13 protein-coding genes are annotated in these 15,675 nt (G+C 60.2%); 7 read left to right on the top strand and 6 right to left on the bottom strand.

The window, feature by feature from the left end; all coding sequences use genetic code 11:
• Genes ACIQWS_RS18245 through ACIQWS_RS18235 form a run of 3 tightly spaced genes read right to left on the bottom strand, consistent with a single transcriptional unit; the run spans position 1 to position 3,508 of the window.
• Positions 1–903: an ABC transporter permease gene (locus ACIQWS_RS18245; protein WP_403182415.1), complete on the bottom strand. Its 903-nt coding sequence runs from the start codon at positions 901–903 to the stop codon at positions 1–3.
• A complete protein-coding gene (locus ACIQWS_RS18240; RefSeq protein WP_403182412.1) occupies positions 900–1,913 on the bottom strand; it encodes an ABC transporter permease in 1,014 nt (337 codons plus the stop codon). Before ACIQWS_RS18240 ends, ACIQWS_RS18245 begins: the two co-directional genes overlap by 4 nt.
• Positions 1,910–3,508, bottom strand: coding sequence for an ABC transporter substrate-binding protein (locus ACIQWS_RS18235; RefSeq protein ID WP_403182569.1), 1,599 nt, complete (start codon positions 3,506–3,508; stop codon positions 1,910–1,912). Before ACIQWS_RS18235 ends, ACIQWS_RS18240 begins: the two co-directional genes overlap by 4 nt.
• A gap of 335 nt (positions 3,509–3,843) precedes the next feature.
• On the opposite strand from ACIQWS_RS18235, the gene ACIQWS_RS18230 reads away from it, so the two are divergent.
• On the top strand, positions 3,844–4,884 hold the full coding sequence (locus tag ACIQWS_RS18230; protein WP_403182409.1) for a dipeptidase: 1,041 nt from the start codon (positions 3,844–3,846) through the stop codon (positions 4,882–4,884).
• A gap of 33 nt (positions 4,885–4,917) precedes the next feature.
• Here ACIQWS_RS18230 and ACIQWS_RS18225 read toward each other — a convergent pair whose 3' ends face one another.
• A complete protein-coding gene (locus tag ACIQWS_RS18225; protein WP_223614884.1) occupies positions 4,918–5,307 on the bottom strand; it encodes a nuclear transport factor 2 family protein in 390 nt (129 codons plus the stop codon).
• Positions 5,308–5,472: 165 nt separating this feature from the next.
• On the bottom strand, positions 5,473–6,855 hold the full coding sequence (locus ACIQWS_RS18220) for an FAD-containing oxidoreductase (RefSeq protein WP_403182406.1): 1,383 nt from the start codon (positions 6,853–6,855) through the stop codon (positions 5,473–5,475).
• 119 nt (positions 6,856–6,974) lie between these two features.
• Here ACIQWS_RS18220 and ACIQWS_RS18215 point away from each other — a divergent pair, with 119 nt between their 5' ends.
• The 4 genes from ACIQWS_RS18215 (at position 6,975) to ACIQWS_RS18200 (ending at position 11,834) form a co-directional block, all read left to right on the top strand.
• Positions 6,975–8,135 carry an FUSC family protein gene (locus ACIQWS_RS18215; protein WP_403182403.1) on the top strand — a complete coding sequence of 387 codons (1,161 nt, stop codon included), beginning with the start codon at positions 6,975–6,977 and terminating at the stop codon, positions 8,133–8,135.
• Positions 8,136–8,362: 227 nt separating this feature from the next.
• On the top strand, positions 8,363–9,262 hold the full coding sequence (locus ACIQWS_RS18210) for a substrate-binding domain-containing protein (protein WP_403182400.1): 900 nt from the start codon (positions 8,363–8,365) through the stop codon (positions 9,260–9,262).
• A gap of 92 nt (positions 9,263–9,354) precedes the next feature.
• Complete coding sequence (locus ACIQWS_RS18205) at positions 9,355–10,869, top strand: sugar ABC transporter ATP-binding protein (RefSeq protein ID WP_403182397.1); 1,515 nt, start codon at positions 9,355–9,357, stop codon at positions 10,867–10,869.
• A complete protein-coding gene (locus tag ACIQWS_RS18200) occupies positions 10,866–11,834 on the top strand; it encodes an ABC transporter permease (protein ID WP_223614879.1) in 969 nt (322 codons plus the stop codon). Before ACIQWS_RS18205 ends, ACIQWS_RS18200 begins: the two co-directional genes overlap by 4 nt.
• Here the strand turns inward: ACIQWS_RS18200 and ACIQWS_RS18195 are convergent.
• Complete coding sequence (locus ACIQWS_RS18195) at positions 11,831–12,610, bottom strand: multiprotein-bridging factor 1 family protein (RefSeq protein WP_403182392.1); 780 nt, start codon at positions 12,608–12,610, stop codon at positions 11,831–11,833. The genes ACIQWS_RS18200 and ACIQWS_RS18195 overlap by 4 nt on opposite strands.
• Before the next feature lie 221 nt (positions 12,611–12,831).
• On the opposite strand from ACIQWS_RS18195, the gene ACIQWS_RS18190 reads away from it, so the two are divergent.
• Together ACIQWS_RS18190 and ACIQWS_RS18185 are read left to right on the top strand one after the other, a co-directional pair.
• Positions 12,832–15,054, top strand: coding sequence for a marine proteobacterial sortase target protein (locus ACIQWS_RS18190; protein ID WP_403182567.1), 2,223 nt, complete (start codon positions 12,832–12,834; stop codon positions 15,052–15,054).
• The gene (locus ACIQWS_RS18185) at positions 15,054–15,674 is read left to right on the top strand and encodes a class GN sortase (RefSeq protein WP_403182389.1); all 621 of its coding nucleotides are present in this window, start codon (positions 15,054–15,056) and stop codon (positions 15,672–15,674) included. Before ACIQWS_RS18190 ends, ACIQWS_RS18185 begins: the two co-directional genes overlap by 1 nt.
• The last annotated feature ends 1 nt before the right edge of the window (position 15,675 follow it).

Here is a 15,675-nt window from a genome sequence, read left to right as displayed (position 1 = left end):
CTAATTCTGCTTCGGGTCGAGGACGTCACGCAGGCCATCACCCAGGAAGTTGAAGGCGAGCGATACCATGAAGATCGCTATTCCCGGGATTGTCGCAACCCACCACTGTTCGAAGATGAAGCGTTTGGCCGTGGCAATCATCGCGCCCCATTCCGGGGACGGCGCCTGCGCGCCCATGCCGAGAAAACCGAGACTGGCCGCAGTGATGATGATCGAACTCATGTCGAGCGTGGTGCGCACGATCAGGCTCGGCACGCACAGCGGCGCGATATGGCGCAGCATGATGCGCCAGCGCGAGGCGCCGGTCAGGCGGTACGCGGCGACATAATCGGTGTTGCGGATCGTCATGGTTTCCGCCCGGGCGAGGCGCGCATAGGGCGGCCAGGCGGTCAAGGCGATCGCCAGGATTGCACTCTCCACGCCCGGCTTCAGCGCAGCGACGAAGGCGAGCGCAAGAATGAGACGCGGAAACGCCAGAAACACGTCGGTGATCCGCATGAGAGCGGAATCGACCACACCGCCCATATATCCGGCAACACAGCCCACAGCCAGACCAATCGGCGCGACGACAGCTACCACCGACACCACCATTCCAAGGGTGACGCGGCCGCCGAACAGGATGCGCGACAGGATATCCCGCCCCAGTTCATCCGTTCCGAACCAATGCACCGCCGAGGGACGCGCCAATCTGTTGCCGAGATTTTGCAGGCTCGGATCATAGGGCGCGATCAAGGGTGCCAGCAGTGACAGCAGGGTAAACAGAAGAATGATGCCGAGGCCGATCATCGCCAGAGGATTGGACTTCAGGCTCAGCCAGATACGGTACCGGCGTCCCCAATTGGCTTGCGAGCGCGAGGCGGGGGTTTCATCCAGCGCCCAGTTACGAAAAGATGTCTGTATCATCGGACGCGTGGATCCAGCAGTTTGTATAAGATATCGGCGAGCAGGTTGAGGACGACATAGATCAGGCCGATCAGCAGCGTTGCGCCCACAACCGGGTTCATGTCCGCATTCATCAGCGAGATGGTCAGATATTGCCCAAGGCCCGGCCAGCTGAACACCGTTTCCGTCACAACAGCCCCTTCCAGCAGACCGGCATAGGTGAGCGCGAGAACCGTGACGAGCTGGACCGCGACGGTCGCAAAGGCATGTTTCCAGACAACGGCGGCGGCAGACAGCCCCTTGGCGCGCGCGGTAATGACGAACTCGCCCTTGAGCGCATCCAGCATGAAGGCGCGGGTCATGCGCGTGATGTAGGCCATGCTGAAATAGGCGAGGATACAGACGGGCTGGATCATGTGGATGAGCGCGTCATAAAGCGCATCCCAATCCCCGGCAATGATGGAGTCGATCGTCAGGATGCCAGTGACGTGCGGCACCATATCCTGAAAAATGATGTCCTGACGCCCCGGCCCCGGCGCAATGCCGAGCACGGCGTAAAACACCAGCAGCGAAATCATCGCCAGCACGAAAACCGGAACGGAATGGCCGGCGAGACAGATGACGCGGATGGTCTGGTCGACATAGCTTCCCTGCCGAACCGCGGCCCAGACGCCCAGCGGAATACCGATCACGGCGGCAAGAATGAGCGCCGCGGTTGCCAGTTCCAGCGTGGCCGGGAAATAACGCGCGATATCGGTCGCCACAGGATTGCGGGTCAGGATGGACTTGCCGAGATCACCCTGAACGATCTGCGCGAGATAGTGGAGGAACTGGACCACCACCGGCTGATCCAGTCCCATTTCGATCCGCGCCCGGGCGATGACGGCCTCGGGCGCATTGTCGCCCACGGCGGCGATCACGGGATCGACCGGCATGACGCGGCCGATCATGAACGTGATCACCGTCAACCCGAGCAGTGTCAGGAAGACACTGCCGAGAAGGCTGGACAGATTTTTTATCCGCGCGTTCAAGCCTTTGCGATCCCTGCATAGGAGTGGGAATCAGACAATGTGCCAAGGCGCATGCCCGAAACAGCCTTGCGGCAGGCAGCCGTGGTTTTTGTCTGCAGCATCAGGGCAAAGGGGCTGTGCTCCATATGCGCCTTCTGCAAGGCTTCGTAGAGCTCGATGCGCTTCTGCGGATCCTTCTCGTCGCGGGCTTCCTCGGCCTTTTTGGTCATTTCCGCATCCTGCCAGGACGAGCGCCAGAGGAACGGCTTGGTCTTTGCATTGTCCGAGTTGTCGAGATTGATGTTGAAGACATCAGCATTGGCATGCGGATCGAAATAGTCCGAACCCCAGGCGGACAGCGCCATCTGATGTTCGCGGGCACGCATTTTCGTCAGGACCTGGCGGTTTTCGGCCGCCTGCAGCTGAACGCGGATGCCGATTTCGGCAAGGTTCGCCTGAAGAGCCTGCGCAATATCCGGATAGGGCTGGGCCGAATAATGGTCCATGACGATGTCGAAACCACCGGCAAGGCCTGCCTCGGCCATGAGTGCCTTGGCCTTTTCGACGTCCTTCTGGAAGGGTGTGTCGTTCACCGCGCCGGGAAAGCCCTCGGGCAGGAAGCTCTGATGGATTTTGTGCGTCAGCGGCACGATGTTCTGCTGGATGCCCTTGTAGTCGATCGCCCATTTGACCGCCTGCCAGACCTGCGGCTTGGCCAGATTCGGGTTCTTCTGGTTGAGCGAGATGAGGACCAGCGAAGCCACGCCCTTCTGCACCAGCGTATAGTTTTCGTCGCCCTGAAGCGTGCGCAGCTGCTCGGTCGTCAGGTTGCGCGCGATATCGGCATCGCCCTTCTGCAGCATCAGCAGCTGGGATGACGGATCGACCACATGGCGCAGGATGATGCGCTTGATGTTGCCCTTATAGGCGCCTTCCGGATTGACCTTGAGCGTGACGCTTTCGCTGGGCTTCCAGGCCATGAGCACCCACTCGCCGGAACCGGCACTGTTCTTTTGCAGCCAGCCATTGCCGAAATCGTCGCCCGCCACGTTTTCCAGGACAATCTTCTTCTCGACGATGCTGCCGACATTGGCCGACAGGCAATAGAGCAGGAAGGACAGGGAAACCGGCTTTTCAACGGTGATCTTCAATGTCGTGTCGTCAACAGCCTTGATCTGCTGCTCGACATTCTCGGCGGTAAAGCCGAACTGCGTGATGATGAACGCGGGTCCCTTGTTCATCTTGACGGCGCGCTGCAGGGAAAATGCCGCGTCTTCGGCTGTCACCTGCGCGCCGCTGGCAAACTTTGCACCCGCACGCATCTTGAACGTGAACACCTTGCCGTCGGCATCGGCCTCCCATGATTCGGCCAGGCCGCCATCGACCTGATCGGCATTTTCGAGATTGGGATGCACCAGCTTGTGATAGATATTGCCGGCAATCTCGCTGCCGACCGCCTCAAAGCTTTCATGCGGATCAAGGCTGGTCATGTTGTCGATCTGCTGCGCGACAACAAGGATGTCCTTCGGCGTATCGGCAAATGCCTGGGTCAGATTGACATAGGATAGAAACGGTATCGCTGCGCCGCCAATCAACAGATTGCGTCTTGAGATCATGGTGCGTGCCCCTTTGCTCATGGTTCTTTTGTTCCCGGACGCCGCCCCGCCGCAGACATCGTCTGACTGGCTCGCCGCCCAAATTTCTTGCGTGTCAATTTTTTAAGCAGGCTCTATCATGCTGGTCGAACGGGCGGCCAATGCCGATTTTGGCAGTACCTATGCACACTGTGCATGCGGCAGGAACAGAGGTACGGAACAGACGTGCCGATGCGTTGCGCGCATGGGCAGCGACCGAAAACGCATTTGCCATTTGCCTGTATTCGCGCCAAAGCTGGTGACAGCTTCGGGACTCGGCTCCCGCCACCGCAAAACGCACCAAGGTTTCCTGACCCATGACCAGCCATTCAATCGTCCCGGTTTTCGACGGGCACAACGATGTCCTGCTCCGCCTCTGGATGTCGACCGAACCGTCACCGGAGAAGCGCTTCATCGAGGGGGAAAATGCGGGTCATATCGACCTGCCGCGCGCGAAAAAGGGCGGGCTGGCGGGAGGACTGTGCGCGATTTACGTTCCGACGCCATCGCCGCAGAAAAATACCAACGGCGATTACAACACGCCGGACATGGAAAGTGCGCTCAACACCACCCTGGCCATGGCCGCGCTTCTGACACGGATCGAACGGCAGGCGGAAGACCGCCTGCGCATCTGCCGGACGGCGGATGATATCCGCAATGCAATGAAAGACGGGGCGTTTGCCTCGGTGCTCCATATCGAAGGCGCGGAAGCCATCGGACCCGACCTCGATGCACTCTACGTCCTGCATCAGGCGGGGTTGCGCACGCTCGGACCCGTGTGGAGCCGCAGCAATATCTTTGCCCATGGCGTGCCCTTCCGCTTTCCCAGTTCCCCGGATATCGGGCCGGGCCTGACCGACCATGGCAAACAGCTGATCCGCACCTGCAATGAGCTGCGGATCATGGTTGATCTTTCCCACATGAACGAACAGGGCTTCTGGGACATTGCGGCCATATCGGACGCGCCGCTCGTGGCTTCGCATTCCAATGTACATGCGCTGTGCACGCACAGCCGCAATCTGACGGACCGCCAGCTCGACGCGATCCGTGATACAGGCGGACTGGTCGGCCTGAACTTCGGCGTCCTGTTCCTGCGTCAGGACGGCGTGAGAAATCCCGACACGGATTTGAGTGAGCTGGTGCGGCATGTCGATTACATCGTCGATCGCATCGGGATCGATCATGTTGCACTCGGATCGGACTTCGATGGCACAACCATTCCAGCCGCCATGCGCGATGCCGGCGACCTGCAATTGCTGGTCGATGCCCTGCGCCAGGCGGGTTATGATGGGGAGGCGCTCGACAAGATCTGCCACGGCAACTGGATAAGCGTTCTCGAACGCACATGGACGAACTGACCGGAGTTTCGCCGGCCGGTTCTCTGCTTTTGTTTACATGGTGATTCTGGAGCAATGGGCCAGGGTAACGGCCCAGTCATCCGCCGTGCGGCTCCAGACACGGGTAAAAGCCAGTTTTTCAGAAAACTTTTCGCCGTAATAGGTTCCGGTAAACCTGACCCGCAACGAAACCAGGACTGCATTGCCGAGCGGCCGGATGATGCTGTCGAGGACGTCGATCTGTTCGAGCGCCAGGACACCGCTGCGATGCGCTTCAAGGTCCTGCGCCTTTTCAATCCGGCGTCCCTGATGATCGATGAAAATGAGGTCGTTGGCCAGAAGCACATCGAGCGCTTCAACGTCGCTGCGCAGCATCGCAGACCTCAGGCGTTCTTCGCACTGCTGAATGGCGGCTTCATCGGCTGTATCGAATGCAGTGGTCATCTCATCATCTCCTCCCCTTTTATTCCGTATCGGCCGAAACCACCGGAGGGCGTGGGCTCGACCGCAAACACGCATAAAGGCTATCCGTCATATCTGAACAAGGCAATAACCTCTAATTTTCTCCGGAACAAGTTGCGCCGTCGCTCCACTTTGACGCGGGCCTTGTCAGAGCACCGGCGCGGACAAATCGCCGAGAACTGTCGGGATCAGTTCGGAAACGGTGGGGTGGACAGGCACCGCCCATTTCAGCGTGGGATAGCCCACCTTGGCGCTCATCGCGTCGATGATGCCATGGATCGCCTCATCGCCGCCGGTACCCAGAATCGCCGCGCCCAAGATCTGCTGTGTCTGCGCATCGGCAACGATCTTCATGAAGCCCTGCGTTTCATCCTTCTCGACGGCTCGGCCAACCCGGATCATGGGTCGCTTCGACACCAGAATGGGGCGGCCCGTTGCCCTGGCCTGGGTTTCGCTCATTCCCGCCCGGCCGAGCGGCGGGTCGATATAGAGCGCATAGCCGGGAACCCGATCGCTGACCTTGCGGCTCTCGCCATCCAGGAGGTTGGCCGCCACGATCTCATAATCATTATAGGCCGTGTGGGTGAATGCGCCCTGCCCGTTGCAGTCTCCAAGCGCCCAGACACCGTCGGCACTCGTCGCCAGAAAGTCATCGACCTTGATGTAACCCCGCTCGTCCGTCTGGATGCCTGCCTTGTCCAGACCGAGATCGTCGGTATTGGGACGGCGGCCAATCGCCAGCAGCACATGCGAGCCGACCACACTGCGCGCGCCGGAATCGCAATCGAGATGAACTTCCGTGCCGTCGGCATGCGGTTTGAACGCAATGCAATTGGCATCGAGACGGCAGGCAATGCCTTCATTGTCCAGGATGGACCTGATCGCCTCGGACACATCGGCGTCTTCGCGTCCAACCAGCCGGGGACCTTTCTCAACGACAGTGACCTGCGATCCGAAGCGCCGGTACATCTGCGCAAATTCGAGGCCGATATAGCTGCCGCCAACCACCACCAGATGCCGAGGCAAGGTATCGAGCTGCATCATGGTCGTATTGGTGAGACAATCGACATCCCGAATACCCGGCATATCCGGAATGTTGGCACGCCCGCCCACATTGATGAAAATGCGCGGCGCCTGAAAAAGCACTCCGTCGACAGCAATCGTATGAGCGTCGACGAACCGGGCATGCCCCTCGACAACCCGGCAATTGCGCATGCCGCGCAGCCAGGTCTCGACGCCCGTGCGGGCATTGAATGAAACGGTATCGGCACGCTGCCGCACTCGCTTCATGTCGACGCGAATAGGCTGTTCTATCACAACGCCATAGTGAGCGCCGCGCCGGGCAAGGTGCGCCGCGTAGGCGCTGGCAACCATCGTCTTCGTCGGCATGCATCCGGTATTGACGCAGGTGCCGCCAAACAGTTTTCGCTCGACAATCAGCACGCTCATGCCAGCCGCGGTCAGCCGGTCGGCGAGCGATGGACCCGCTTGCCCCGCCCCTATGATGATCGCGTCGAATGCGTGGCCCATGGCAGTGCTCCAGCGTTAAGGATGTGCGAGAGTAACAAGAGCGGCATTGGTTCGGAAGCCACGTCTTGCCCGGCAATCGAAACATCGACAGCTGGCTGCAAGACCGGTAGAAGCAAACAATGAACTATCTGCGGCAAGCCACAGCCAGCCTTACTGTTTTCGCAACCGCAAGCGTGCGGGAGCTCCGGTCGTTGGCAAGGCCCGGACCGCGGATGGTCGACGAGTTCGAGTGCGTCATATCCGTGCTGCTCGCCATCATCTTCGCGCACGTCCTTGGGGCGAAAAACGTCGGTTGGGCGGCGTTCAGCGGCTACATGGTGATGCGCTCGCATGTATCGGAAAGTCTCACCCGCGGCATTCTGCGCATCATCGGCACATCGGCGGGTGCGGGTGCGGCTTTGGCCCTGGCCCCGCTTGTCATCGGCACGCCGTTCCTTCTCAGCCTGTCGCTGGTCGTTATCGGCGGCGTCACCCTTTACTTCGCCCTCGTCGGCAAACGCAGCTATGCCTGGCTGTTCACCGGGCTGACATTCTGCATGGTGCTGATCGACGGCATGAAACATCCATCGGAATCGGTGCTGCCGTTCGCCCAGTCGCGCCTTGTCGAAATCCTTGCGGGCACCCTCGCCTGCATTCTCGTCAGCGCGGTATCGACCTTTACCATAAGACGCCGGCTGCCGCGGCAATCCCGGGAAACGCCAGCGCAGACCGCGATAAGACACTCAGTGATCTGGCACCGGGGCGCCGCGAAGCATGCGCTGCAGGCCGCAATCGCCCTTGGCCTGATTCCATGGATATGGCTGTGGACGGGCATCACCTCCCTCAGCCAGTCGAGCATTACCATCATGGCCGTGATGATGATTCCGGTGAGCAGTCTGGCCGCAAGCGTGCTCAACCCGATCACATCGCGGCTGGTGCTGCGCTTTGTCGGCTGCAGCGTTGGCGGCCTGATCGCCACGATCATCCTGCTCGGCAGTCATCATTCACCCGTCCTCATGACCCTCGGCGTGTGTATCGGTGTGCTTGTCGGGCGGCATATCGAAAACAGCAACTCCTCCATCAGCTATATCGGAACGCAGTTCGTCCTTGCCTTTCTTGTGGTCCTCGTGCCCGACACCTATAGCAGTGCCGCGCTGGAACCCGGTATCGAACGGCTTGCGGGCATCCTGTTCGGCGTGGTCATCCTGGAGCCGGTTCTCCTTGCCTCCCACTATCTCTTCCGTGACCACACCCCGCGAAATGACGGTCCTGACATCAAGCAGCCATCATCAAACGAATAAAATATTGTGACGAATGCGGATCATCTTTCTGCAATAAACTTTACGCGCGCAAATTTTTATATTGACACAGCAGCATAAATTGAACATCCATGCGGCGGACGAAGGTGGGAGGAGCATCGGCCATCGCCAACGGACGAAGCACGGCAGAACGGCCATGCAGTATCCGGTTGTGTATCGCCAATGCCCATCTGCCGGCTTTCGAGAAAACAACTGTTCTGGAGGGAACAATGATCCGTACCCATTTTACCAAACTGCTGCTTGCTGGCGCCGCCGCACTGATGGCCACCGGCGCTTTTGCCGAAGGTATCGGCGCTTCGCTGCTCACCCAGCAGCATCCGTTCTATATCTCGCTCGCTTCGGCAATGACCGCGGAAGCCAAGGCGGAAAACCTGCCGCTTGAAATCGCGATTGCCAATCAGGACCTGAACAAGCAGCTCGCCGATGTGGAAGATTTCATCACCAAGGGCGTCAGCGTCATCATCATTTCGCCTGTGGACAGCACGGGCGTGAAATCCGCCATCGCCAAGGCGCAGAAGGCTGGCATCAAGGTGATCACCGTTGACGTTCCGGCCAAGGGCGTTGAAGTCACCTCGCATGTCGGCACCGACAACTATACCGGCGGCGTCAAGGCTGGCGAACTGATGGCCAAGCAGATCGGCGACAAGGGTAATGTGGCCGTCATTGACTACCCGACGGTGCAGTCGGTGGTTGATCGCGTCGAAGGCTTCAAGAAGGCGATTGCCGCGCATCCCGATATCAAGATCGTCTCCATCCAGACCGGCATCACCCGTCCCGAGGCGCTTGCCGCCGCCCAGAACATCCTGCAGGCGAACCCCGACGTCGTCGGCATCTTCGGCTTCGGCGACGATGCGGCCCTTGCCGCTGCCTCCGCCGTCAAGTCGGCAAAGCTGCAGGATCAGGTCAAGGTCATCGGCTTCGACGGCATGGAAGAAGCCCGCAATGCGGTCAAGAACGATCCTGTCATGGTCGGCGTGATCGCACAGTATCCGGACCAGATGGGCAAGGTTGCGGTTGCGACCGCAGGCAAGGTCATCAAGGGCGAGACCGTTGACGCCAAGCAGCCGATCGTTCCTGGCGTTGTCACCAAAACAGGCGAAGAAAAGTAAGCCCCGCCAACGTCAACATTCAACAGGGCCACCCGCGCAGGACCGCCTCGCGGGTGGCAGTTCAGGAAGACCTCCGGTAAGGACTGTCATTCATGGCCGTTTCATCCAACGCACCTGTGCTTGAAATCAAGGACGTCGCCAAAACCTTCGGTCCGGTGACGGCACTCAAGCGCATGAACCTTTCCGTGCGGCCTGGGCGCGTGCATACGCTGCTGGGCGAGAACGGTGCCGGCAAATCCACGCTCATGAAAATTCTCGTCGGCCTGTTCCAGCCGACATCGGGCTCGATCACGCTGCGCGGCGAGCCCTATGCCCCGAAAAACCCTATCGAAGCAAAGGCACTGGGATTGAGCATCGTCTTCCAGGAGCTCAGCCTCTGCCGCAACCTGTCTGTTGCCGAAAACATTCTGGCAACGCATGAACCCAACCGGTTCGGCTTCATCAATGAACGCGATCTCAACGCACAGGCCGCACAGATCGTTCAGGACCTCGGCCTGCCTGTCAATGTGCGCACCAAGGTCGGCGATCTGTCCATCGCCCAGCGCCAGCTGGTGGAAATCGCCAAGGGGCTCAGCCGTCCCGCCGACGTGGTCATCCTTGACGAGCCGACATCCTCACTGTCCGACAGCGAAGCGGAAATCCTCTTCACCATCATCGAACGCCTGAAGGCCAAGGGAACGGCCATCATCTACATCTCGCACCGCATGGAGGAAATCATGCGGATTTCCGATGATATCACGGTGATCCGCGACGGTTCTTTTGTCGCGACGACGGAAAAGCAGAACACGAGCATCGAAGGCCTGATCGCCTTGATGGTCGGGCGGGAGATGAAGGACATCTACCCGCCGCGTCTCGTCGAACGCCCCTCATCTGCGGTGCCTCCGGTTCTTGCGGTTGAAAATCTCTCCGAAGCTGGAAAATTCGAAAATGTCTCGCTGGACGTGCGGCCGGGCGAAGTCGTGGGCCTGTTCGGCCTGATCGGGTCCGGCCGCTCCGACGTGATGAAGGCCTTGTTCGGTTTCGGGCAACCGGCCGGGACAATCCGCCTCAACGGCAATCCCGTGCATCTGCGCTCTCCGGCCGACGCGATCCGACACGGCATCGCCTTCGTGACGGAAAACCGCAAGGAAGAGGGATTGGTGCTGCAGCACAGCGTCGAGCGCAACATCAACATGGTCGCGCTGGGCCAGCTGGCCGGACAGCTCGGCTTTACCCGCCCGGCCCGCGAACGGGCGGCGGCCAAGACGGAAGTCCTGCGCCTTGCCATCAAGACCGCCTCCATCGATACCCCTGCCGGCTCGCTCAGCGGCGGCAACCAGCAAAAGATCGTCATCGCCAAATGGCTGCAGACGCAGCCCAAAATACTCATTCTTGACGAACCGACACGCGGCGTCGACGTCGGTGCAAAATTCGAGATTTACCGCATCATCCGCGAGCTTGCCGCCGCCGGGACCGCGATCCTGATGGTGTCGTCGGAATTGCCCGAAGTGCTCGGCCTCAGCGACCGGCTCGTCATCATGCACGACAAGCGCGTGGCAAAAACGCTGGATGCGCAGGGCCTCAGCCCCGAAACCGTTATGACCTATGCAGCAGGAATACACCAATGAGCAATTCGACCGAGACGAAGCAGGCGCTTCTGGCTTCCCCCCTCATCCGGCAATATGGTGGCATCGTCATCTCGCTGATCATCCTGTGCCTGGTCTTCTCCTCGATCAGCCCGCGGTTTCTCGCCTTCAACAATTTCATGAACATCATGCAGCAAGTGGCTGTGATTGCGGTTGCTGCCTATGGCATGACCTATGTGATCCTGCTCGGCGACATTGATCTTTCCGTAGGCTCGATTATCGCCGTGGCCGGCATGGTGGCCGCGCAGGCCTTTTCCATGGGTTTTGGCTTTGCACCGACTGTGCTGATCACGCTGGCGGCAGGCGCCATCATGGGCGGGCTCAACGGCGTCCTGTCGGCAAAGCTCATGCTGCCATCCTTCATCGTCACGGTTGCGACCATGGGCATCTACCGCGGCGCTGTCAGCCTGCCGACCAACGGTGCGCCCGCCTCCATCGAGAATGAAACATGGCTGGCCATCGGCAGCGAAAGCTGGCTTGGCCTTCCCATCATCATCTGGATCGTCATTGCGCTCTTTGCCATCAACCACATCGTCCTTTCCCGCACGATCTTCGGCCGCCGCGCCTATCTGGCCGGCGGCAACCGCGAGGCGGCGATCTATTCCGGCATCCGCGTCGACCGGCTGAAGATCATCATCTTCATGATCTCAGGCGTCATGGCGGCGATCAGCGGCATCCTGCTGTCCTCGCGCCTTTCCTCGGCCCAGACCAATGCCGGCATGGGCTATGAACTCGACGCGATTGCCGCGGTCGTGCTCGGCGGCACCAGCCTTGCCGGCGGCGTCGGCACCATGGTCGGCACCATTCTCGGTGCGCTCATCATCGGCGTCATCAACAACGGCATGAACATGCTGGCCGTCCCCTATTTCTACCAGCTCATCTTCAAGGGCATCGTCATTCTCTTCGCCGTCTGGCTGGACGTGCGCAGCAAATCAATGCGGGCCTAATCCCGACCGGCAGGCCCGGGGAGGAACACGGCGAACGGTTCCTCCACCGTGCGTTTGAGATAGGCGAGATAGGACGCGTAGCTGCCATGATCGGGCGCGATGCGCCCGAACTGTGCGTCCGGCATGGATGCCATCGGAATGAGAACGATAGGCGCTGATATCGGCGTCAATTGCGCGCCGCGTCCCGCCTGCAATGTGGTCAGGATTCCGTACATTTCACCCGTGATGGACGGGCGCGAAACGATGATCAGGCGCTGCTGGCCCGACGTATTGGTCGCGAGATAGATGTGGCCGGAGAGATTCGGGATCGCCACTGTCCCCTGCTGGGTAAAGGCCGCATCGAGCCGTTCTTTTTCAATGAACCGCAGATTGGACGCGGCATCGTTCCAGCCGATCTCGGTGCAATAGGCAAAGATTGCCTTCGGATCACCAAAGGACGGCCGTAACGTCAGGTACCGGCCTTCAATCCATCCGACGGCCGCACGGGAATAAGCGCCGAATTCCTCACTGGCATGTCCATTGTTCACCGCAACCGGGCTATCGAGCAGGTCCGCCGCGCGCAGACGCATGCCCAGCGCTTCTTCAAGCCGGATCGTGGTTGCCAGTGTGAACGGCCGGTGGCCGGAAAGCGCCTTTTCCAGGGTGGACAGGCTGATCTTCGCCTGGTCGGCCAGATACTGCCGCGAAACCCGCCGCCGCGCCATCTCCTCGCGGATCTTCGTGGCGACCGCTTGGTTCTGCCGCTCCGATAGCTGACTGTCGATATCCCCGGCCATACGCCCCGCTCCCGTCAAATCACGTACATTCCTTCACATATCCACACAAGGCCGTCGGGGGCAAGACATCTCGTGACGGGGCCGTGCGGAACATTCCCGAAGCTTACGCTGGCGGCAAAAAGGCCCATGTATGAAATGGGGAAAGCTTCCCGATGGGAGCACCAACAGGAGCTTTCCCGATGAAAACCGCAACCTTCCATACCCAGCAATCTCCCCGAGCGATGCCCCATTGGCTGCGCCGTACCTGCCACGCACTTTGGTTGATCAACATCGTTGGTTTGCCGTTCGTTGCGCTCGCCGTATTCTTTTTTAGCCTGGCGACGGCGCATGCCGAAACCGCCCGCTCGCCACTTGTCACCCTCGATGACGTCAAATCCGGCACACTTCTGCTGAAGAGCTCGGAAGCCGGCCGCTACATCGAAGCGCCGCGCGTCGCCACGGATGTCGACATCGTCGTCAGCGGTCCCACCGCACGCGCCCGTATCACGCAGATATTCACCAACCCGTCCAATGGCTGGGTCGAGGCGGTTTACGCCTATCCGCTGCCGGAAGACAGCGCCGTGCATGCCCTCAAAATGGTTGTCGGCAAGCGTGTGATCGTCGGTAACATCAAGGAAAAGAAGGAAGCCAAGGCCATCTATGAAACGGCGAAGGCAGCCGGCCAGAAAGCCAGCCTGGTTGAACAGCAGCGGCCGAACCTTTTCACCAATTCCGTCGCCAATATCGGCCCGCACGAACAGGTTGTTGTGCAGATCGACTATCAGGAGCCCGTGCGCCTGTCCGGCGATGAATTTTCCTTGCGCGTGCCGCTGGTTGTCGCCCCGCGCTACAATCCTGCGCCGATCACGCAGACCGCCGACCTCGCGGCCGACGGTTCCGGCTGGGGCACCACAGCCGATCCTGTCCCCGATCGCAGCAAGATCACGCCCCCCGTGCTTGATCCGCGCATCAACGCCCCGGTCAATCCGGTCAGCATCAAGGTCCGTCTGCAGGCTGGATTTGCCCTCGGCGAGGTGAAGAGCCATCACCATGCCATCAACACCGAAACCATCGACACCCAGACGCAGGTCATCTCGCTGGCGGGTGACAACCAAGCCGACCGTGACTTCGAACTGACCTGGAAACCGCAAAATGCCAAGGCACCCGCTGTCGGCCTGTTCCGCGAAACGGTCGGCAAGCATGATTATGCCCTCGCCTATGTGACGCCGCCGGTTGTCGAACAGAAGCAGGAGCAGCGCCCGCGCGAAATCGTCTTTGTCATCGACAACTCCGGCTCGATGGGTGGAACATCAATGAATCAGGCCAAGGCCAGCCTCGACTATGCCTTGAGCCGCCTCAAGCCCGCTGACCGCTTCAACGTCATCCGCTTCGACGATACCATGACCGCGCTGTTCCAGGATACTGTTGCCGCCGACCGCGAAAACGTATCCACCGCCCGCGAGTTTGTCGGCGATCTCGAAGCATCCGGCGGCACGGAAATGCTTGCCCCGCTGGAAGCAGCGCTCAACGACCGGCGCCCCAATGATCAGTCCTTTGTCCGCCAGATCGTGTTCCTCACCGACGGCGCCATCGGCAACGAACAGCAACTGCTCGATACCATCGCCGCCAGGCTCGGCCGGTCACGGGTCTTCATGGTCGGTATCGGCTCGGCTCCCAACAACTATCTGATGAACCGCGCCGCTGAACTTGGCCGGGGCACATTTACCTCCATCGGCTCGACGGATCAGGTGGACGAGCGCATGCGCAATCTCTTTGCCAAGCTTGAAAGCCCTGTCATCACCAACCTCAGCGCCACCTTCTCGTCCGGCAATGCCGATGTAACACCGGCCATTCTGCCCGATCTTTATCGCGGCGAGCCGCTCGTCATTGCCGCCAAGCTCGGTTCGCTCTCCGGCACCCTGACAATCAAGGGCATGATCGGCACGCAGCCATGGGAAGTCACGCTGCCGGTTGCCAAGGCCGCTGAAGGCGAAGGCCTGTCAAAACTTTGGGCTCGCCGCAAGATTTCCGATGCGGAGGTCGAAAGCACCCTCGGCAAGATCAGCCGTGACGAAGCCGACAAGCGCATTCTGAAACTCGCCCTTGAAAACAGTCTCGTCTCGCGCCTGACCAGTCTGGTTGCCGTCGACACAAATCCAACACGGCCGCAGGACAAGCCGCTGAACCGCGCCGACGTTCCGCTCAATCTCCCGGCAGGCTGGGATTTCGACAAGGTGTTCGGTGAACAGGCAACACGCAAGGCCAGCCTCGACAATGGTCCGGACGTCCAGTTTGCCAAGCTGGCGGCAGGCAAGAAGCCGGTTGTCCAACAGGCTCCTGCCGATCAGCTTCCCCTGCCGCAGACGGCAACCGATGCTGAACTGCGCATGATCGCCGGGTTGATGCTGCTCCTCGCCAGCGCCGGGCTGTTCTTTTTCAGCCGCAAGACAATAGGGAAAGCATGATGAGCACGATCCGCACACGGTACGGTGTCTCCAAGCAGAAAGGCAGGGCGGTTCTCCGCCCTGCCCTGCGGGCCGGAATGATCGTGATGGCTCTGGTCGGGCTGGTATTGCTCAGCCAAGGCCTGTGGATTCACGCGAAAGCCATGGTGGCGCAGGTGCTTCTGGACCGTGCCTTTACCCGGAGCATCGAAACCGGCCAGCCTGTGAAGCCCTGGTCATGGGCGGATACTTGGCCGGTCGCACGGCTTGAATTCCCGCGTATCGGCGAAACCTCCATCGCCTTGCACGGCGCAAGCGGTCAGGCCTTGGCCTTCGGCCCGGGTCATGTGGACCGCAGTGCAGAAGCAGGCGAGGATGGCACCGCCGTCTATGCCGCACACCGCGATACGCATTTTGCCTTTCTGAAGGACGTGCAGATCGGCGATGCGGTCAGGATTACCCGGCGCGACGGCAAGGCGTTCATCTATCAGGTCACGGAAACATCGGTCGTCCGCTGGGATCAGTCCGGCATTGATACCAATGCCGCCGGCAAGAATCTGGTTCTTGCCACCTGCTGGCCTTTCGATGCCGCTACATCGGGACCGATGCGCTATCTGGTGAAAGCGCAGATGCTGGAATGAG

It is taken from the genome of Phyllobacterium sp. NPDC097923 (genome assembly GCF_044760925.1).
GTDB classification, from domain to species: Bacteria; Pseudomonadota; Alphaproteobacteria; order Rhizobiales; family Rhizobiaceae; genus Phyllobacterium; species Phyllobacterium calauticae.
This window is presented reverse-complemented; position numbering and strand designations above follow the sequence as displayed.

Bases quoted from the DNA above. Each gene is read 5' to 3' on its own strand.
- ACIQWS_RS18245 (WP_403182415.1), bottom strand. From the start codon at position 903: ATGATACAGACATCTTTTCGTAACTGGGCGCTGGATGAAACCCCCGCC.
- ACIQWS_RS18235 (WP_403182569.1), bottom strand. From the start codon at position 3,508: ATGATCTCAAGACGCAATCTGTTGATTGGCGGCGCAGCGATACCGTTT.
- ACIQWS_RS18230 (WP_403182409.1), top strand. From the start codon at position 3,844: ATGACCAGCCATTCAATCGTCCCGGTTTTCGACGGGCACAACGATGTC.
- ACIQWS_RS18225 (WP_223614884.1), bottom strand. From the start codon at position 5,307: ATGACCACTGCATTCGATACAGCCGATGAAGCCGCCATTCAGCAGTGC.
- ACIQWS_RS18220 (WP_403182406.1), bottom strand. From the start codon at position 6,855: ATGGGCCACGCATTCGACGCGATCATCATAGGGGCGGGGCAAGCGGGT.
- ACIQWS_RS18215 (WP_403182403.1), top strand. From the start codon at position 6,975: ATGAACTATCTGCGGCAAGCCACAGCCAGCCTTACTGTTTTCGCAACC.
- ACIQWS_RS18210 (WP_403182400.1), top strand. From the start codon at position 8,363: ATGATCCGTACCCATTTTACCAAACTGCTGCTTGCTGGCGCCGCCGCA.
- ACIQWS_RS18205 (WP_403182397.1), top strand. From the start codon at position 9,355: ATGGCCGTTTCATCCAACGCACCTGTGCTTGAAATCAAGGACGTCGCC.
- ACIQWS_RS18200 (WP_223614879.1), top strand. From the start codon at position 10,866: ATGAGCAATTCGACCGAGACGAAGCAGGCGCTTCTGGCTTCCCCCCTC.
- ACIQWS_RS18195 (WP_403182392.1), bottom strand. From the start codon at position 12,610: ATGGCCGGGGATATCGACAGTCAGCTATCGGAGCGGCAGAACCAAGCG.
- ACIQWS_RS18190 (WP_403182567.1), top strand. From the start codon at position 12,832: ATGCCCCATTGGCTGCGCCGTACCTGCCACGCACTTTGGTTGATCAAC.
- ACIQWS_RS18185 (WP_403182389.1), top strand. From the start codon at position 15,054: ATGAGCACGATCCGCACACGGTACGGTGTCTCCAAGCAGAAAGGCAGG.